The following is a 19,582-nucleotide window of genomic DNA, read 5'->3' as shown; positions in this document are numbered from 1 at the left end:
CTGCCAGACTTCATGCTCATCGGCACAAAGCGTGGCGGAACCACGTCGCTCTACTACGACATCCTCAAAGAACCCCAGGTGGTCACCCTCTTTCCGTCGGCTAAGTACCTTCCGAAGGCCAACGAGACGAAAGGAGTGCACTTTTTCGACTCGAATTATGGCAAGGGCGAGCGCTGGTACCGGTCGTTCATGCCGACTCGCGCGTCTCGCCGTCGGGCCGAAAAAATTGTGGGTAAACCGATACTGGTCGGAGAAGCATCACCGTATTACATGTTCCACCCGCTCGCAGCCCAACGTGCAGCAGCGATGGCTCCCGACGCCAAGATCCTCGTGCTGTTGCGTGATCCTGTGATGCGGACGTATTCGCACTGGAAGGAACGGCGCAGGGGGTCGGCGGAGCCGCTCGAATTCGAGGATGCGCTCGCGGCTGAGCAGTCCCGGCTGGCCGGTGAGGAACAAAAGCTGCGTGATGACCCGAGCTATTACAGCTACGCGCACGAGCAGCAGTCGTATCTCACTCAAAGCCGCTACGTCCGTCACCTTCGCGCCTGGTACGAGCTCTTCGGGGCAGAACGCATCCTGGTGATGGCGAGCGAGGATTACTACGAGAATCCGGACGCGGTCCTACGCCAGGTGGCCGAGTTCCTGGGGATCGACCACGCGACGTTGCCGAAGGGGGAGCACATGAACGCGGCCGGAGGGGAGGGCATTTCGGCCAAGACGCGTGCGCGGCTGGCAATGGAGCTCGCGTCTGACACCGCCGAACTCGAATTATTGATCGGCCGGAAGCTTCCGTGGCATTAGAGCGCGAAGCCTCTCGCGAGAGTGTGCGCTTTCCTGCCTCTGGGCACATCTGGGTACCAACTAGTGGCAATCGCGCTGCAGCATCGGGCGTGTCGATGCATTCTCCGTGCACTATTCCCGCGGTATTCGCCCAGCGTGTGCTGTGGTCGGCCGTGCGCATATTCGGTTCGCGGGTGCTGCCCGGGGTGAGGGGGGTATGGGACGAGCCGATTGCGCGGGACACGTGGGATCAGTTCGAAGCAGAGTGGTTTGAGACATTCGGTTGGTGGGACCGCGTTTCCCTATACAGGCGACCCCAGGTTTCTCGATCCGGATGTTCACTACTCTTGCTTCGCGACGGTCGCGGCGTCGGCTTCGTGCGCATCACCTCCGAGGCGGAGAGGGCGACCCAAGAGTTCGCCGTCATGTCGAGCGTGTGGTCGGCGCATCCTGAATCCTTCGTAATAGCTCGCCCCGTTGGGATCGGACACGGTCCTGGCTGGTCCTGGATTGGCACTGAGTCTGTGCCCAATTACCCACTCGGAGCCGTGCGGCGAGCAGCGGTGCGCGAGCGGGTCGTTGGCGAGATGGGGGATGTGCTGGAGACAGCGCTGTCTCGGTCGGACTCGACGCCGCCGACATGGCGCGGTAGCCACGGCGACTTTGCTCCGTGGAATCTCCGAACTGAACTCGGCGGCCGTGTGCGGGTCATCGATTGGGAGGACGCAGTCTTCGCCCCGCCGGGCGCCGATTTGCTTTATGGCGCTGTCACGGCTCATCTCACGTTCGGCACAGCACTTCCCCAGGAGGCCGATGGGGAGGTTGTGCGGTGGATAGAGTCTGCCGTGCAGAACAGACTCGCATCCGACGAGTCCCTCGACTCCCTGAACAATCGCATGCTCGTGATCCTGCGGGGTCTTGAGCTCCGGCTCTAGGACGCAGTCGTTGCGGGTTCGCGCTTCATCACCGGTAACGGCTCCACCATCTGATACCGTACGGGATGGCTCAGGGGACTGGGGAATCGGGTGCCGGGTTCCAACAGGAGCGAAATCGAGAGAAAGAGCATGAACGTCGTGCTCGATTCGATGACTCCGTTTTCGGTAAAGCTGCGAACGATGAGTATGACCATCAGCGGGACTGCCAGTGCGCTCAGGCTGGGAGTGCGCACGGCCTCCACTGTCGTCCACACCATCCAGATCAGCAGGAGAACTGTTCCGATGATCCCGGCTTGCGCGATGACCGAGACCCAGCTGCTGTCGAGCACCTGGACGTCACGCCAGCGTTGCTGCACCTCGACGGTCTTGGCGGCGAGGCCGACTCCGATCCACTTGGCCCAGGAATCCCACGGGGTGGACAGCACCGCTTCCCATGCCACCGTGCGAGAGCTCAGAGTGGATATCTGCTCGACCGTCTGGCCTCGCGCCAACACGGTGGAGATGGTGTCGGTGAACGCCACCAGCCCATAGGCGAAAGGGATGGCCGCAATGGTGACAATGGCGGTGGATGCAGCCAGGCGTCCGCCGCAGAGAAACGCGAGGGCGATTCCCACCACGACGACAATCAGAGCGGTTCGCGAACCGGTGGCGAACACGATGGCTACGTGGATCACCAGAAGCCCCACGTTCCACGGGCGAAGGCCTTTGTGCACGATATGCGCCGCGAGACCGATCACGGGGGGCGCGGCCAGACCGGCAAGCACGTTCGGAGCCATCTGCGGGGTGCCACCGGCCAGTCGACCACCGGCCAGTCCAGACTGAAGACCGGTGACGGCCGCGACGATGGTCACGACGGCCATCGCCGCCAGCAGGGCTGTCAGCACGGTCATCGGGGGTGCGGAACGCACGACGACGACGATAGTGGCGGCAACCAACGCGATGCGCACGGTAAGCACCACTGCGGCCAATGGTCCCCCGGCAGCGAATGCTCCGTCGAGGGAGACCAGAACGATTCCGGCCAGAAGCCCGAGACTGCGAATTCCAATCGAACTCCGCGTCGGCGAGCGAACCATCAGGAGGAAGCCGGCGCCGAAGGACAGCCCTCCCAAAAGCGCCTTCGCTATCACGACGGGATCGATCCCACCGTCGTAGAGATCGCCGATCCGCCAAGGGACGACGCTCACGACGGTGAGCGTCAGGACGGCGAACACAGCCGCCCAGACCTTTCGAGAGGAGTTCACCGCCCCTGTGGGTGCCATCACGGCTCTGGTGCATCCTTGGGAACTTGGCCGACCGACTCCGTGCCCGCGGCTGTGGCGCGCTTTGCGTTCCGGGTTCGCGCTGCGGCCGGGGCTGGGGATCGAGTGTTAGGAGAACTTCGTGGTTTGCGTGCAGCAGAAGTGCGATGCGCTCGAGGTGACGCCGATCCTGCGGGAGTTTCCGTGGGGGTGGCTTCGACCGGCAGCGCCTCCGCGGCGAGGTCGACCGGGATCGAGACCATATCCGGTTCCGACTCGGCTGGTGAGCTCGGCGATGCGGGCAAGGCAAGATCCTGAAGTTTCCGCACCGGTGAGCGCGGGATCTGGTTGAAGTCACTCGGCCGCCAGTCGGCGACAAGGTCGCTTCGTCGGTAGGGCGGCACTCCTGTCATGACGATTCCGAGCGGGCGGATCTCGAGCAGTCGAAGGCGAGCGAGAACGTGGGCAAGCTCTGCGGCGCGGGTGCGGCCATGTCGAACCAGCACGACGACTCCATCAGCGTATGGACCAACCAGCTCGAGGGTCGCAGGTCTTGTGATGGAGGTGAGTTGGGTCACAGCCAGATCGAACCCTGCGACCAGCTGCCGTACGACGGAGAGCACGTTGCGCTCAGCCACGTTCTCTTTCGGGGCATTCGCCGGAAGTCCAGGGGCAATCAGATCGAAGGACCTCAGCTCAGACCTGATCGCGACCTGGACCACAGATCGAGTCCCGGACAGTACTTCCGCGAGCCCTTCCGCCGAGGCGGATTCTGGCGCGGCCGAACTGATTCGACCATCGAAGTCCGCTTCGACCAGAACTACAGAACGGCCAGTCTTGGCGAGAGATTCCGAAAGTCCGATACGGGTATCGATGGATGCCGCCGCACGGCTGGCGGGAACGAGCGCGAGCACGTGGGGAAGCTCATTCCCGTTCGCCTGCCGAATCGTGAGCTGCGTCTCTCTGAGAGCAGCCTCGGTGCGCTCGATATTTTTCGCCCGTGATCGCGCGAAGGGCAATGCGGGCTTTGTAAGTTCACCGATCACGGGCAAGCCAGAAATTCGGCGCGCCACCCTCGATGAGCGCACTGTCGTGTCAAGGCGCGCCCAGACAATCGCGCCGATCAGGCCGAGAGCCAGCCCTCCCAGGGCTCCGAGACCAAGAATGATGCCGCGCTGGGGCGCGGATGGCGTTGCAGGGGTCTGCGCTCGGTCACGAAGCTCGAGGGAAACTGTGTAGCGGTTGTCGGATGACGAGTTCTCCAGTTGGGAGACCGTGTCAGCGAGATTCGCCGCGATCGAGTTCGAAATGGCCGCAGCGGTTTCCGGGTCTGCCGCGCTCGAGGTGATCTGTAGCAGCACGGTGGTCGGCGGGTTTGTCGCGCTCACCGAATTGGCGAGTTGCTGCACAGATTCCTTGAGGCCCAGGTCCGAGATCGTCTCTGAGAGTACGTCTGAACTGAGCGCAAGTTCGGGATACGAACTGATACGCGCAAGGGCGAACTGCGAGCGTTCCAGGAGCGTCCCCGTGTTCGACTGCACAGAGAGGAATGACGTCGACGTGGCTTGATAGCTCGGCGGGATCGAGGCGCTGACGGCCACCGAGAGGCCGAGGCCGACGAATACGCCCACGACGAGGGCGATCCATCGCTCGAGGAAAATCTGCAGATAGGCCTGTTGATCCATCCGGTCCTGTTCTCGTCGGGTAGAGCAAAGCAACCTGAAACATCGAAACTACCATTTCGATCGATATGAATGCTGGGCGAAGTCACCCCCAGACCGGGGACTCTGGGACAATGGTGACGAAGCTGCCCCGACAGCATTCTGCGTCCGCGAGTCGCACCCCTCCATCTTCCGCTTACCCGAAAGTGCATCGATGACCCATGTAGGCGAGCCGCACCAGCCGAGCGGGCGCCATGCTCGTCCTCGTCGGATGCTGCGCAGGGTACTCCTCCTCGCAGTGATCGCGACTGTGCTGGTTGGTGCCATCGCCGCAGTATTGGTGCTTCCAGGCCGGGTATCGAGGATCCCTGATAGTCCCGGTCACCCCGGTGCTGCAGTGCCGGTATCCGACACGACCGGTGCCGAGCCCGGCGCTCCGACCGTTGGATCGACTAGCTATCCGATACCCGAAGGTTCGATTTACGTTTCGCCGCGAGGGCGAAATTCCGGGACGGGTAGAGAGGCCTCGCCCTACCAGACCGTGCAACACGCGATATCCATGGCTTCGCCGGTCGAGACCATCGTGCTGCGCGCAGGGACCTATCACGAGAGGGTCACGGTTCCTGCGAGCACTCCAGTGACAATCGAGTCGTACCCCAACGAGGCGGCTTGGTTTGATGGCAGCACGGTGGTGTCGTCCTGGACCGCCGAAAGATCGATCTGGGTGTCCCAAGGCTGGACAGCGGAGTTCGATTCGAGCCCGACATTCACGACCGGCGCGCCGGAAAGCACACTGCCCTCTTTCAACTTCGTGGATCCGAAGTTTCCGCTCGCGGCGCACCCGGACCAGGTGTGGATCGACGACAAGCCACTGGTTCAGGTCAAAGATGCCAAAGCAGTGAAGTCGGGCACCTTCGCTGTCGACTATGCGCAGCAACGGCTCTACGTCGGATCCGACCCAAGCGGACACGAGGTTCGTGCCAGCGATAAGACAAAGGCGCTCGCCGTGCAGGCGGAGGGAACTGTACTGCGCGGATTCGGAGTGCGGCGTTACGCGACTCCGGTGCCAGGTTTCGGTGCGGTCAGTATCGAGGCGGCGAAAACCGCCTTGCAGGATCTCGCTATCGAGCAGAACGCGACGGCGGGACTCTTTCTCGGGGCCTCGGATATCGTCGTGCGCAATGTGACCTCCAGCGACAACGGGTTGATCGGCGTTTACGCAAACTACGCCGACCGGCTCACGATCTCTGGACTGTCGGTGACCGGAAATAATGTGCAGCACTTCAACACGGCTCCGGTGGCCGGTGGGATGAAAATCACCCGGAGTCGAGACCTGACCATCGAATACAGTTCCTTCAGCCGAAATCGCGGTCCCGGCCTCTGGTTCGATCAGTCCATCTACGATGCGAATGTCATCTCCAACATCATGGACGGTAACACCTGGCATGGAATGAGCATGGAGATCTCGTCCGCCTTCGTCGTCGCAGGAAACACCGTAGTCAACAACGGGGCGAACGGCATCAAGCTGAACGATACGGACAACGTCCAGATCTGGAACAACACTGTGGCCAACAACGGCATCGACCTGCGAATTGCGCAGGATCTTCGACGGGGAACCGACCCAACGGTCCCCGGCCATGATCCGCGGCATCCCAAGGATCCTACGATGACCTGGATCCTCGGCAACATCACTGTCTCAAACAACGTGTTTTCGGGGTCCAGTATTTCGGCCTTGGTGGCGGTGCAGGACTATTCGGGGGAGTTCACTGCCGAACAGCTGGGGGTGACGATGAGCGGTAATGCATACCAGCGGGCATCGGCATCCGATCCCCAATCACTGGTGCTGTGGGAACAGGGCCATAATGCCGCGAAAGCCTACGCGTCGCTCTCGTCCTTCCGCACAGACACCGGACAGGAGAAGCAAGGCGTGCAACTGACGAACGCCCCAGCCGCCAAGCGCAGCTGGCTCACCGCCGCACTGACCAGCGCCACGACTACAGACTCCCGGCCCGCCGTGCCCGGCACCGTGATGGCGTTGCTCGGCTGGGACTCTTCCGACCACAGGAACGGAGCGGACTAGAGGCTCGACTGCTCCCGTTGTGCTTCCGGTTTGAGGATGAAAGCACGGATCGCCAGGCCACCGGCGATCGACCCGATGGAAAGGGCGATTGGCGCTAGAGATGGCTGTAGGCCAAGGGCGAGGATCACGGCGACAGCGATTATGGAAAGGAGCGTGTCGCTCACTCTGATTGCGAAGACGAAAGCCTGGCGTCCACCCACTGCGGCCAGAGCTCCATAGGGGGTCACCGCTGAGACGGACGCCGCGTATGCGAGCCAGCCGATCACCGCCAACAATTGGGGCGTCGTGCCGAAGAGAAGCGGTCCGACGAACGGCAGCGCGACGAGGAAGACGACGCTCATGAGCGTGGTGATGCCCAGGAGTGTCCCGACCGACCGGTCGGCACGGCGAAGCTGAGAGGTCACTCCCGCAGCTTTGTTGCGTGCGTAGCTGACAAACAGAAAAGAGGTCAATCCGGAAATGATCAGCATCGCTGGCGCGACGTAGACGCGAGCCGTCTCAAGCAGTCCCGTTGCCGCCAATCCGACGAAGATGGTGACAAGCGAGCGCACGCCGGTTAGCAGTCCGGGCCGGAGAAATTGCTGGGCCGAGCGCCACAATCCGTATGCCGCGACCAGTCGATACTCGCCACGGACGAAGCCGGCCAAGAACCGCTCCGCGCGGGGGAGCAAGACGACTCCGAGGAGGATAGCGACAACCTGGCCGAGCGCGATGGCGATGAGGAAGAGGTCGAGGTCGATACGGTGCAGGAGAGCCCCCATACCCACGACGGCTAATGAGCCCAAAAAAGCGGAGAGGTCGATGGCTGCGACCCGCCAGAACAACACATTCGCCATGAGAAGGCGACGCATGAGCTCTTCAAGCCCGAAAAGTATCACGGCGACGGCGAACCACACAGCTTGTGGCCAGGTGATCAATCCCGTTACTCGCAGGACGATCGCAGAGACAATTCCCGCCACGAGGGAGAGCCCGATGGCAGACTGCTGGAGGGCCGAGCGCACCGCTGTTTCGCGCCGATCCAGCACGACGAGGGAGTCTCCGACAAAACCGGTCAGAATTCCCGCAACGAGCACCAAGACTCCGTACAGGATCGAAAAAGTGCCGAGACCCTCTAGCCCGAGCAATCGTACGACCAGAATCTGGAGCACGAAGCTGCCGAGAGCCTGCGCGCCCTGCGCGCCGATAGCGCCGACCGCGTTTCGTTTCACTCGTGCTTCCCCACCAAGACTTTCGCTGACAACAGGAAGAGCCCGGGTCGGATTGGGAATCTGACCCGGGCTCGATCCTTACAGATTACTGGGGCACGCTCGCCGTGTAATTGTCGAAGCGAACCGTTATGGGTGCATTGCTCGCTGAAGTGGAGATGTAGCTCTCCACTCCGACCGTACCTGCGGCCTGAAGCCCTGCGGAAGCGTCGGTCGCGGTCAGCTGCCACGTGGCGGGTTCCGTCGCGTTCAGTGCCCAGAGCTTTGCCTGAATCGTCGTCGGCGTGGCTCCGGTAAAGCGCACCTTGAGGTTCAAGAGATCCCCGGGGGTGTAGCTCAATCCGGCGACTGTGGTGTCGGCCAGCAGTGTCGAACCGTGCAGGATCTGTAGACCGACGACACCGTTTGGCAGTAGCCTCGCGCGACCGAGATAGAAGTCCGTTCCCACCTGACGTCCGACGAGGCCCGCCACGACCATTCCGACCAGTGGTGGCTTGTCTGAAGAGATCTGCGACTGCAGTTCCACATCTCTCACGGATACCGAGTTCAGCAGAGCGCGCCTGGTCGCCCCCGGCGTGAGTAGGAGAGCGCCGGACCCGTTGTTGATGACGAAATTGCTGTTCGACGGCGACGCCCAGACACCGCCCTTGACCGCGGTGCCCCAACCCGACGTGCTGGTCCGGTTGAAGTCATCCGAGGCCAGCATGTTCGGGTCGACCGGGGGTGTGACTACGGAGGTGGCGACGACGGTAGCGGTTTTCGTTGCTGTGAGCCCCCCGTTGTCCGTCACTGTCAGCGAGACCGTGTAGGTGCCCGCTGCCCCGTAAGAGTGGGTTGCAGTGACTCCCGTTCCGGTCGTGTTGTCTCCGAAGTCCCACCCGTAAGCGGTAATCGTTCCGTCCGAATCAGCAGAAGCGCTGGCGTTGAAACTCGCATCCAGATTCGTTATCGCCGGCGTGAAGGCGGCAGTCGGGGGCACGTTGGCCGGAGGGGTGCCGACTGTCGTAACGGTGCCCGTCTTGGAACCGGTCAGACCGCCGTTGTCCGTGACGGTCAGAGTCACAGTGTGCGTGCCTGCTGCCGCGTAGGTGTGGGCTGCGGTCGCTCCGGTGCCTGTGGTGCTATCACCGAAGTCCCATGCATAGGAAGCGATGGTTCCGTCCGGATCGACCGAGCCGGCCGCGTTCAGACTTGCAACCGAGCCGTTCACCGAAGAAGTGAATGCGGCCGTCGGAGCGACGTTCGCCGGCGGCGTCACGACGGTGCCCGAGCTCGCGAAGAAGTTGTCGTACTTCGCGAGCAATGGCGCGTTCGTGATGCTCCCCGCTACGTAACTGACGACTCCAACCGAACCCGGGACCTGAAGCCCCGCCGCACTGGAAGTGGCGGTGACTGCCCACGCTGTCGGCTCGGCCGTTCCCGCAACCCACACCTTCGCTTTGATCGTCGTCGGTGATGTGCCGGCGATCTGCGTGCGGAGCGTCAGCATCGTGCCCGGGTTGTAAGTTCCCGGTAGCACCGCGTTGGCGAGGATCGTCGAGCCACCCTGAAGGATCTGGATGGCCATGGTGCCGTCAGAGATGAAGCGCACGCGGGACTGGTAGTAGTCCGTAGCCGTGTTCCTCGCCACGATTCCTGCGTAGGCCCCACCACCGGTGATGACCTTGTCGAAGGAGAGGTCCGTAGTGATGTCCGCATCCGCCGCTGAGGTGGAGTTGAGCGTCACCTTCCGGGTGGCGCCGGCCGAGTGGGATTGGAGTCCTACACCGGATCCGACGCTCGAGCTGGATGCCGAGTTGACAGTCCACGGGCCACCCGTCACCGCGCTTCCCCAGCCAGAGTTCGCCGTGCGATCGAAGTGATCTTCGGCGATCGTCGTGTTGGCGGGTGCCGCAGCAACCGTCACCGACTGGGTGGTCGACGTGGAGCCCGACTGATTGTCGGTGACAGTCAGAGTGACTGTGTAGGTGCCGGCCACTGAGTAGGTGTGCGAGGCGGTCACTCCTGAGGCCGTTCCGGTATCGCCGAAGTCCCAGGCGTAACTGGCGATCATGCCATCCGGATCAGTCGATGCACCCGCGTTCACGTTGAGAGCGAGGTTCGACACGGAATTGGTGAATGAGGCAACCGGAAGCACGTTGGTCTTGGTGATTGTTATCACGGCCGTCGTAGTCGCGGTTCCTCCCCGATTGTCGGTGACGACGAGTCCAATCGTGTACGTGCCAGCCGCAGCGTAGTTGTGACTGCTGATCGCAGTCGTGCCATGGGCGGTGTTGTCGCCGTAGTCGACGTCGTAGCTGGCGATGGTGCCGTCCGGGTCGTTTGACGCGCTCGCGTCGACCCCCACCGAGAGTGATCCCGTCGTGTTGGTCGTGGCAACAGCCGCAATCGGTAACTGATTCGCCGCTTGCACCGTGATCGGGTGGCTGAGCACGGTGGCGCCACCGTCGTTATCCGTGAGCGTGAGCGTGACCGGATAGGTGTTCGCTGTCGCATACGTGTGATCCGCGGTGGACCCAACTCCGGTCAAGCCATCCCCGAAGTCCCAGGCGTAGCTGGCGATGGTGCCGTCAGGGTCGCTCGAGCCTGTGGCGTCGAACGACGCTGCCAGGTTGTTCGACGAAGACGTGAAGATGGCCACTGGTACCTGGTTGACCCTGACTGGAATCGCGAGGTGGGTGATCGTTGCACTGCCACCGCTGTTGTCCACCACCGTCAATGTCACCGTGTAGGTGCCCGGAGTTGCGTAGGCGTGGCTCGCGGTTGCGGCTGCCGACGGCGCTTGCGTGCTGCCGTCCCCGAAGTCCCACGCGTAAGAAGCGATGGTGCCATCAGTATCAGTGGAGGTGCTGGCGTCCAATGCGACGGACATCCCGGTCGAGATCGCCGTGAAGGCGGCTGTCGGAAGGACATTCGCAGCAAGCGGCTTGCCGAGGGTGTAGAGGGCAGAAACCGTCGAAGCGTCGAGCGCTGTGGGGAAGACCGCGAACTCATCCAACTGTCCGTTGAAGTTGTTGCTGTTCGATCCCCACGTGGTGTCGTTACCTGCACGCCAGTAACCGGAGTAGTCCTGCGCACCGGTCTGTGGGTCTGTACCGACTAGCGCTCCGTCGACGTACAGCTTCATGCCTGCTGATGACTGGGTTGCTGTCACCATGTGCCACTTGCCATCGTTGTAGGTCAGCGGGGAGACCACGGTGTTCAACTGTCCGGTGTAGGTGCCGAAGACGAGCGAGCCGTCGTTCTGCATGTACACGTGGCGGTCGTAGCTGTTCGAATTGCCGGTCTGGGAGGAGCCGAAGCCGGTGAGCTTTCCCCCGTCGGTCGTGGTCGTGTTGAACCAGATCTGCGTCGAATACGTCGTGGTGCCCGAGCTGGCTGCTCCACTCGCGACTCCGCCGTTGGTGAAGAGCGCGCTGGTATCAGCAGTCCCCTTCACTGCCCCGGGGGTGCCGAGGGTGATGTCGCCGTCGTAGATGCCTGGATTGCCTTGGGCTCCAGAGTCTTTTGCCACCGATCCGGAGCTTTCGCCCAGTCGGTAGTAGAGCGTCGGGTCCAGGTTGTAGACCGCGGCGCCATAGGCGTCTGCCGGGGCGGTCGGTTCGTTCACCGTGCGTCCCGAGAGCGTGTAGTGATTCTGGATTTGCGCTTTCGTCAGTGCGACCGGGTAGATAGCAGTGTCATCGATCGACGCCTTGATGAAGGGATCGCCCGACCATGAACTGTCACCGCCGATCCTCCAGTAGCCCCAGTAGTTCTGTCCAGAAATGACACTGGAATTGGAGGCGACGCGACGTCCATCGACCCACAGTTGCATACCCGACGTGCTGAGAGTCGCGATGACATGGTGCCATTGACCGTCGTTGTAGGTCTTCGCCGACTGAACGACCTGCGAGCTATTCGGGTAGACGCCGAAAAGCAGGTTGCCCTGAGCGTTCATATAGACATGCCTGTCATAGCTGCTCGAGGTTCCGGTGTTGCTGTTCCCAAAGCCGACGATCTTGCCACCGGTGGAACTGGTGGTGTTGATCCACGTCTCGATCGAGAATGTGTTGCTGCTCCAGACCCGGCCACTGGATGCGACGAGACCGTTGCTGGTGCCGTCGAATGTTGCCGCGGTGGTGGAGTCTCCGATGATCGAGCCCGGGGTGCCGTAGGACACTCCTGTGCCGGAGGTGCCCGTGTAGCGGCCGACGCTATCGGTCGCAGATGTCGCACCCGCGGCATCACCCAGCCTCCAGAAATCGGTGGGTTGGTCGGTGATCACCTGCGATGCGTAGGGACTGAGGCTCGTTGCGGTCGCGACCGTGCCAGAGACCGTCGTACCCCAGGCTGAGTTGCCGAATGCATCGGTGGCTCGCACTCGGTAGGTGTGCGTGGAGCCCGGAGTGAGGCCAGTGTCGATCCATGAAATGGTCGGCTGATTCCAGAATCGAGAACTGACGGTGGTCGTGTAGGCCGCGGTTGCGGTCTTGCCATCGCGGTAGACCTGATAGGTCAGCGACTCGTTGTCGCGATCCCAGTCAGCCGGCCAGCTGACCGTCATGCTCGTCGAGCCAGCGGATTGCAGCGTGGGCATCAGGTCGTTGCCCGACAGGCGCGGGCCGTCGAGGTTCGGGGCGACCGCCTTGGTGGCGAAGCGCACGAGACCCTGTTGAGCTTTGCCGTTGACAGTCGTGAACTCGCCGCCATAGAGCACGTAGGTCGAGCTTGCGGCGACGCTCCAAGGACCCTGGTACTGGCCGGTGAATGTGCCGAGGTTGATGTCTGGGAACCAGTTCAGAGCTGTCGGGGAAGTGTTTCCGGCGAAGTCGAAGTACCCGTTGGGGTCATGAGTGATCGTGCCGGTGGGCTCTTTGGAGAAGGCCAGTGCGCGGTGGAAGGTCCAGGGGTCAGTCTGGGGGAAGCTGCCGACGTTTCCGCAGTAATGCGGGTGTCCTGCGATGTAGACAGTCTGGTCCTGCACCGCAACCGAATACTCATCGCCGTGGCAATCCTCGATCCACTTCAGGTTTCCGTTCCAATCTGAACGGAAGGTTCCTTCGAGGTTGCCGCCGTCGCCGAAGACGTAGCCCGTTCCGTAGATGCTGTCGGCATCGCTGGAAAGGCTGAAGATGGCTGCGTGCGCGCCGCCGTCCCGAACCACAGTGTTAGCGCCGAACGGAAGGTTGTCGCCCGTCGACGCGTCGACCAGGCCCAGGCCGTATCCGGGCGAGTCGGACCCGTTGATCGCGATGAATGCCCCACCGATGACGACCTTTGAGGTGTCGGGAGAGACCTGCATCGCGAACGCGCGTCCAGAGCTCAGGATGGGATTCCAGCTGGTGGCTACACCCGCGGACGCCGAGACTGCGGCGGTTCCGACTCTCGAAGTTCCGGCCATCGCCGAGAAGTTGCCGCCGAGGTAGACGGTCGAGTTGGTGGCGGCAACCGCATAAGTCGTGGCATTCGCCGAAGGGTGGAACGTGGTGCTCATCGCACCGCTGGGAAGATCGAACGCGACAACGCGGTTGCGCGTCACGCCGTTGACCGTGGTGAAGTCGCCCACGGCATAGAGGCGGGTTTTGTCGGGGGAGACGGCGATCTGGCGTACCTGACCGTTGAGCGTCGGCGCCCACGACAACAGCACCCCTGTGATCACGTCATAGGACAGTAAGTAGGACCGGGGGGTCTCGTTCGAGCCGGCTGCCGACCCGTACGGGCGAGCGGAAGTGAAGTTGCCCGCAACGTAGGCGACATTGCCGACGACTGCCTGGCTCCACACGACCCCGTTGATCTGGGGGGTGGCCAAGGCGTCAGACGATACCGTCGATGGGTCGGTCGGCACTGGAGGAGCAGTATCGGCTACTGCGGGCGAGGCGACTGTGAAAAGTGCAGCGAATACGGCAAGGGTCGTCGCTGCGGCGAAAAAGCGGCCGCGCGTCGACACAGGGCTGGGTTGACCCATTGTGTCCTCTATCGGGTATGCGGCAGTTTTCGGGATCTGCCGACGTAGCACATCGTAACCGAGAGTCATGTCCCCGGACAGCCCACACACGACCCCCGAAGGGGGGTATTTAATGCAGCGAGCGATTCGGATCGGGGTTTATGTCCCGGGATGGGTCATAATCGTCGCCGTCACTGCGCTGTGACCGCCGAAAAATTAGCGAAACTGACCGTCACGGGCGCGTTGGTGGCTACGGCGGAGAGGTATGTTTCGACTCCAACGTATCCCGCCGCCTGCAAGCCGATGGTCGAGTCGGATGCCGTCAGGGTCATCGCCGCCGGTTCAGCGGAGCCCGCGAGCCATAGCTTTGCCCCGAGTGAGGTGGGAGCAGTACCGGTTGCCACAATCCGCAGGGTGAATCTGCCGCTCACCGAGTAGGTAAGCCCGGGCACTGTCACGTTCCCGAGCACCGTCGAACCCTGCATGATCTGGAGACTCACAGAGCCGTCGGATTGGAAACGCGCGCGGGCTTGGTAGTAAGTAGCTCCCACCTGCCGCACCACAACCCCGGCGTAGGTTCCACCGCCCGTAGCCATCCGATCGATAGAGATGTCGGCGATCGCATCTGTGGATGAGGACGACACTGAAGTCAGAACCGCGCGTCTCGTTGTGCCGAGGCCGAGGACCAGCTGCCCGGATGTTCCATTCACCGACGAGTTCGCAGCACTGGAAACTGTCCAAACCCCGCCGGTTGGAGCGGACCCCCAGCCGCCGGCGACGGCGCGGGTGAAGTCATCCTGCGCAATCATCCCTGGTGGTGGTGGTGGTGGTGGTGGTGGTGGTGGTGGCAGTGGTGAGACCACGACCGTCCGGATCGTCGTGCCCGTCGCCCCTGCGTTGTCGGTGACAGTCAGTGTGACCGTGTAGGTGCCCGCCGCTGCGTAGTCGTGGCTGGAGGTCGAGCCCACCGAGGAAGCACCGTCGCCCCACGTCCAGGCAAACGTCGAAATCGTGCCATCCGGGTCAACTGACCCTCTGCCGTCTACTGAGACCGTGCGCGCGCTGGCAGCAAGGGAGAACGTCGCTGTGTGCGGATGGTTGACGACACCACCGCTTCGGAGCGAATAATGCTGCGCGATGCTCGCGGGCGAGAGGGTTGTGCGATAGATGGCTACTTCATCCAGCGTGCCCGAGAAATTCTGATTTCCCGAGGGCACGGAATCGCCACCGATCTTCCAGTAGCCCCAGAAACCCCTCGCGTAGTTGGTGGTACCCGATGCGACAAGGGAGCCGTCCACGTACAGTCGCGTTCCGTCCGTGCCTAGAGTGCCGACCGCCTGATGCCAGTTACCGTCGTTATAGGAGACAGGGCTGGAGATTGTTCGCATTGCAGAGTCGTACACGGACCACGCCACCTTCCCTCCCGTGAGATATAGCGACTGGTCGTAGGTGCTCGAGTTGCCGGTAACGCTCGCGTTGTCACCGAATCCGATCAATTTTCCGCTGGCGGAAGTGGTCTTGAACCACGTCTCCACGCTCGTCGAATCGTCGGAATACACCTGTTGCGACGTGACGATCCGGCCGTTGGATGTTCCGTTGAACTGTGACGCGGGATTTGGATCGCCCGCTATGGCTCCCGCGACATTTCTTGTCACGCCAGAACCCGCGATGCCGTCCACCAGCTTGATGACCCCGAGAGTCTGGGTGGTATTGCCGACCGGGCCGGACAGGTTGCTCGCAGCGGTCCCGCTGGTTTCACCGAGGCGATAATAGAAGGTCGGACTGTCGTTGGTTACAGACTGGGAATACGCGCTGTAGGTGCCGCTCGTGCCAAGGCCCTGGTTCACGGTGGTCGTGCTCTCCACATTGCCGAAGGGGTCAGTCGCGGTCACACGGTAGGCGTGTGTGGAACCGGCTGCGAGGCCCGAATCGACCCAGTTGATGGAGGGTTGCTGCCAGAAACGAGACAGGCCCGTCGTCGTGTGAACGACGGAGCCGTCCCGGTACACACGGTATGTCAGCAGCTCGTTGTCTTGGTCGATGTTGGATGGCCAGCTGATGCGCACGGTGCTCGCCGAGTACGACGCGGTGCTGAATGGCCAGCTCGCGCCGCTCAACTCGGGTCCCCGCTTGTTCGGGGCGACTCCGGGAACGGCGAACCGGGAGAGGCCTTGCTGGCCAGCACTATTCACCGTCGTGAACTCCCCCGCGTACAGCACGTACTCGGTGTTCGATTGAACCGTCCAGGCGCCCTGGTTCTGTCCGGTGAAGGATCCGACATTGATCGTGGGAAACCAATCCAGCTGTTTGCTCGTCGGCTGACCTTTTTGCACGTCTGCTCGAACGACCCCGGAGGGCGTCTTCGAATAGGCGATGGCACGTTGGTTCAACCACGTGGGATTGTTCTGTGGAAACCCACGGGACTTAACCCCGGTTCTTGGACACGCTGATTCCAGCACGATGCTGGGGAAGCGAGAATTCAAGAGATGGCTAGGAAGAGTTACACGGACGAGTTTCGTCGGCGGGCGGTGGATTTATACGAGTCCACGCCTGGTGCGACGGTGAAGGGCATCGCGGCTGATCTGGGAATTTCCCGTGGTGCGTTGAAGGAATGGGTGGGCAGGCTCGGCTCCGAAGTAACGGTGCCCGGGACTGCGTTCCTCGGGTCTGCGAGGCGATCCGAGTCGCACGCTGGGAGGGTTGTCCGGTTGGAGGCGGAGCTGGCTGCGTCTCGCGCTGAGGCCCGCAAGCTCGAAACGGAGCGAGACATTCTCCGTCAGGCGGCGAAGTATTTCGCCGGGGAGACGAACTGGTGACCCGCTTCCAGTTCGTCGAGGATCACAAGGGCGCCTATGGCGTGAAGCGGTTGTGTGAGGGTGTCGAGGTGTCTAGGTCATCGTTCTACGCGTGGCTGGTCGCCGCGCCCGCTCGGGCCGGCAGGGCTGCCGCGGACGCGGCATTAGCCGCAAAGATCCGGCAGGTGCAGGACCCGGTCCAGGGTGGTGATCGCGCTTACGGTGTCCCCAGAGTCACTGCCGACCTGAACGAGAACGCGGCCGGCGGGCAACGGGTCAACCACAAGCGTGTGGCGCGCGTGATGCGCCAGGAAGGACTGGCGGGGATTCGGTTGCGCCGCCGGGTGAAGACCACAATCCCGGACCAGTCGGGCAGGAAGTTCCCCGATCTGGTGGGCCGCGACTTCACCGCTGAGAGCCCGAACCTCCGCTACGTGGGCGACATCACCTACCTGCCCATCGCTGACGGCACGAACCTCTACCTCGCCACGGTGATCGACCTGTGTTCCAGGAAGCTGCCCGGCTGGGCGATGGCTGACCATATGCGCACCGAGCTTGTCGAAGACGCGTTGAGGGCCGCCTGGCATCAACGCGGCTCGCTGCGCGGTGCGGTCTTTCACTCGGATCATGGGTCGGTCTATACCTCGAAGGACTACGCGCGTCTCTGCACGGGCATGGGTGTGACTCAGTCGATGGGCGCGGTTGGCTCCAGTGCGGACAACGCCCTCGCGGAGTCGTTCAACGCGTCGCTGAAACGCGAGCTCCTCGACGGTGTCCCAACATTTCCCGACCAAGCGACCGCCTACCGGGCCGTGTTCCGCTGGGCGACCCGCTACAACACCCGTCGCCGGCACTCCGCGATCGGCAACATCAGCCCCGACGCATACGAAACCATCGTGTCCGCTACGCTCACGAAAGCGGCATAAACCGAAACGACACCGTGTCCAAGAACAAGGGCCAAGGCCCCACCAACCCACTGGCACTGGTGCGAGTGTCCGGTGATGTACACAACACCACCGCTCGAGGACGCGCTGTAGTTATCGCCACGGCAATCGGCAAGCCAAATCAGGGTGCCATCCCAGGAGCTGCGAGCCGTGCCCTCGGTGTTGCCGGTTCCGCCGAAGTTGTATGCCGAGGCGTAGACGCTGTCCGCATCCGACGACAGCCCATAAATGGCCGCCTTCGTGCCGGCGTTCCGCACGACCGAATTAGTCGCCCACGGCAGTGATGCGCCGGTTGTGGTGTTGACAGCGCCCAACCCGAATCCCGGGTTTCCGCTTCCGTTAAAGGTGGTGAAGCTCCCGCCGAAAACGACTTTGCTCCCGTCCGGCGAGACCTCCATGCCGTAGGCGCGACCACCTTGGAGGTTTGGCGCCCACCCGGTGGTTCCCCCGGTCGTCGCCAGCGCTGCGGCTGCGTGTCCCGGTCTTGCAACTCCATTCGCTGAAGTCAGGTTGCCCGCGAAAAACACCGTCGCCGCATTCGCAGTGACCGCGTAGAGAGATGCGTTGGCTGCTGCGGCGAAACTCGTCACGATGGCGCCGGTTGCCATGTCGAAGGCGACGATACGGTTTTTAGCTACTCCGTTGACGGTCGTGAAAGTGCCGACCGCGTAGAGCCGGGTGCCATCAGGAGACGAGTCGAGGGCGCGTACCTCGCCATTGAGTACCGGTGCAAAGCTGGTCATCACCCCTGTTTGCAAGTTGTATGCCATCAAGTCTGTGCGCGGGACCTCGTTCGTGCCCGGGGCCGATCCTGCTGGTCGGGCCTTGCTGAAGTTGCCGCCGACATAGACGGTGTTGCCGACGATTTCCTGATCCCAGACAACCCCGTTGATCTGCGCAGTGGGCAGCGAATCCGCCGAAACAGTCTGCGGATCATTCGCACTTGCCGGGGCCGTGTCGGCGAGCGCGGGCGCGAGGCCCACCATTGCGGTTATGACGAGAGCGACTGCGGAAGCCATGGCTGTGAAGGATGCTACGTGGCGCTGCGTGACGGGCATGGGCGAGCCTCGTTCCCATAAGACCGGCACCTTGCGAACTGGACCGTTCGTTCCGCGAGCGGACTGATGCAGGAATGCCAATACGTTAGCCGCGCGAGCCTCGGTCTGTAAATACTTCTGTCCCCCTTTTGCGGGGTGTTAGAGCGGCAAGGCCCCCTGGAAGACCACAGGCGCCACTTTGACTGAGTAGTCGACCTCGAGACGCACATCGTTCCGTTGGTCTTTGGGAATCGAGAAGATGTAGATTCCAGTGGCGGTACCCCCGACCGCGACGCTTCCTGGCATATCGACCCCACCGGGCTCGCTCAGCTCGAGCGCTGGCGTTCTGTCGGCTCCGTAGTATGCAGTCACAACCGTGGTGCCGAGTGACTCAGCGGTTGCCCCGGTATTCGTCACAGTGACCGTGAAACGCACTGACGGGCCCGAAATCTCGCCCGGGGTGTTAGCGACGCCATCCACGGCCTCGAACTTGGTGATCTGCGCAGTGAGTCCCGGCTTGATGGTGCCAGGACTGGCTATTGGAGCCGCCGTCGGTGAACCTGAGGGACCCGGTGAGGGGCTCGACTCCGGCGTGCTGCTGCGGCTTGGCTCCGGGCTCGCACTGGTCGAGCTGGGCGGCGGGGAGCTCGATCCTGACGGAGCGCTCGAATTGCGGGAGGTCGACAAAATGGCGATCACGACGATGATCGCCGCGAGCAAAACTGCCGCGATGATCTCGAGGACCGCTTTGCGTCGTGTCGTCCACTTCCGCTCGCGGTCAAGCGGGGCGGGCCCTCGCGACGGAGTTCCGGGCTTCTCGTTCGCCATCGGGGGCTCCTGGGGTTCGAATGGGGGTAGAGAACAGCAAACACTACAGGGGCCATCCGAGTCTCCCCCTCGTTGTGGGGAGCGTCGCCGCATGGGTCACTCACGTAGAATTCATCTCTCCCGTCGATGCTGACGAAACCGGCCGCTATA

Annotated in this window: 9 protein-coding genes and 1 pseudogene; 4 read left to right on the top strand and 6 right to left on the bottom strand. The window is 62.5% G+C overall.

What is annotated here, in order from left to right; translation table 11 throughout:
• Positions 1 to 12: 12 nt before the first annotated feature.
• Both F1C58_RS14965 and F1C58_RS17125 read left to right on the top strand, forming a co-directional pair.
• Positions 13 to 804 carry a sulfotransferase domain-containing protein gene (locus tag F1C58_RS14965; RefSeq protein WP_185201839.1) on the top strand — a complete coding sequence of 264 codons (792 nt, stop codon included), beginning with the start codon at positions 13 to 15 and terminating at the stop codon, positions 802 to 804.
• 95 nt (positions 805 to 899) lie between these two features.
• Positions 900 to 1,490 (top strand): annotated as a pseudogene (locus tag F1C58_RS17125) (hypothetical protein); the annotation flags it as partial.
• A 224-nt stretch (positions 1,491 to 1,714) separates the two neighbouring features.
• On the opposite strand, the gene F1C58_RS14955 reads toward F1C58_RS17125, so the two are convergent.
• Positions 1,715 to 2,977 carry an O-antigen ligase gene (locus tag F1C58_RS14955; RefSeq protein ID WP_255461389.1) on the bottom strand — a complete coding sequence of 421 codons (1,263 nt, stop codon included), beginning with the start codon at positions 2,975 to 2,977 and terminating at the stop codon, positions 1,715 to 1,717.
• Positions 2,977 to 4,641: a hypothetical protein gene (locus F1C58_RS14950; protein ID WP_185201836.1), complete on the bottom strand. Its 1,665-nt coding sequence runs from the start codon at positions 4,639 to 4,641 to the stop codon at positions 2,977 to 2,979. Before F1C58_RS14950 ends, F1C58_RS14955 begins: the two co-directional genes overlap by 1 nt.
• A 535-nt stretch (positions 4,642 to 5,176) precedes the next feature.
• Between F1C58_RS14950 and F1C58_RS14945 the strand changes: the two genes are divergently transcribed.
• Complete coding sequence (locus tag F1C58_RS14945) at positions 5,177 to 6,697, top strand: right-handed parallel beta-helix repeat-containing protein (protein ID WP_185201835.1); 1,521 nt, start codon at positions 5,177 to 5,179, stop codon at positions 6,695 to 6,697.
• Here F1C58_RS14945 and F1C58_RS14940 read toward each other — a convergent pair.
• The 3 genes from F1C58_RS14940 to F1C58_RS14930 all read right to left on the bottom strand — a co-directional run bounded on the left by F1C58_RS14940 (position 6,694) and on the right by F1C58_RS14930 (position 16,218).
• A complete protein-coding gene (locus tag F1C58_RS14940) occupies positions 6,694 to 7,905 on the bottom strand; it encodes a hypothetical protein (RefSeq protein WP_185201834.1) in 1,212 nt (403 codons plus the stop codon). The two genes, F1C58_RS14945 and F1C58_RS14940, sit on opposite strands and share 4 nt — an antisense overlap.
• Positions 7,906 to 7,990: 85 nt before the next feature.
• Positions 7,991 to 13,693: a PKD domain-containing protein gene (locus F1C58_RS14935; RefSeq protein ID WP_219731988.1), complete on the bottom strand. Its 5,703-nt coding sequence runs from the start codon at positions 13,691 to 13,693 to the stop codon at positions 7,991 to 7,993.
• Positions 13,694 to 14,019: 326 nt separating this feature from the next.
• Positions 14,020 to 16,218 carry a LamG-like jellyroll fold domain-containing protein gene (locus F1C58_RS14930; protein WP_185201832.1) on the bottom strand — a complete coding sequence of 733 codons (2,199 nt, stop codon included), beginning with the start codon at positions 16,216 to 16,218 and terminating at the stop codon, positions 14,020 to 14,022.
• Between the two features lie 96 nt (positions 16,219 to 16,314).
• Between F1C58_RS14930 and F1C58_RS14925 the strand changes: the two genes are divergently transcribed.
• Positions 16,315 to 17,549, top strand: a protein-coding gene (locus tag F1C58_RS14925) for an IS3 family transposase (protein ID WP_185201831.1) whose coding sequence is annotated in 2 segments (ribosomal slippage) — positions 16,315 to 16,624 and positions 16,624 to 17,549 — 1,236 coding nt in all. Because the reading frame shifts where the segments join, the coding sequence is not laid out codon by codon here.
• Here the strand turns inward: F1C58_RS14925 and F1C58_RS14920 are convergent.
• A complete protein-coding gene (locus F1C58_RS14920; protein ID WP_219731987.1) occupies positions 17,456 to 18,625 on the bottom strand; it encodes a hypothetical protein in 1,170 nt (389 codons plus the stop codon). The genes F1C58_RS14925 and F1C58_RS14920 overlap by 94 nt on opposite strands.
• Between the last annotated feature and the right edge of the window lie 957 nt (positions 18,626 to 19,582).

It is taken from the genome of Glaciihabitans sp. INWT7 (genome assembly GCF_014217685.1).
In the GTDB taxonomy this organism is placed as follows: Bacteria; Actinomycetota; Actinomycetes; order Actinomycetales; family Microbacteriaceae; genus Lacisediminihabitans.
Note: the sequence above shows the minus strand (reverse complement) of the source record. Positions and strands in the feature narration are given on the sequence as shown.

What these genes read in the sequence shown, in the direction of transcription:
- F1C58_RS14965 (WP_185201839.1), top strand. Translation starts at nt 13, where the DNA reads ATGCTCATCGGCACAAAGCGTGGCGGAACCACGTCGCTCTACTACGAC.
- F1C58_RS14955 (WP_255461389.1), bottom strand. Translation starts at nt 2,977, where the DNA reads ATGGCACCCACAGGGGCGGTGAACTCCTCTCGAAAGGTCTGGGCGGCT.
- F1C58_RS14950 (WP_185201836.1), bottom strand. Translation starts at nt 4,641, where the DNA reads ATGGATCAACAGGCCTATCTGCAGATTTTCCTCGAGCGATGGATCGCC.
- F1C58_RS14945 (WP_185201835.1), top strand. Translation starts at nt 5,177, where the DNA reads ATGGCTTCGCCGGTCGAGACCATCGTGCTGCGCGCAGGGACCTATCAC.
- F1C58_RS14920 (WP_219731987.1), bottom strand. Translation starts at nt 18,625, where the DNA reads ATGCCCGTCACGCAGCGCCACGTAGCATCCTTCACAGCCATGGCTTCC.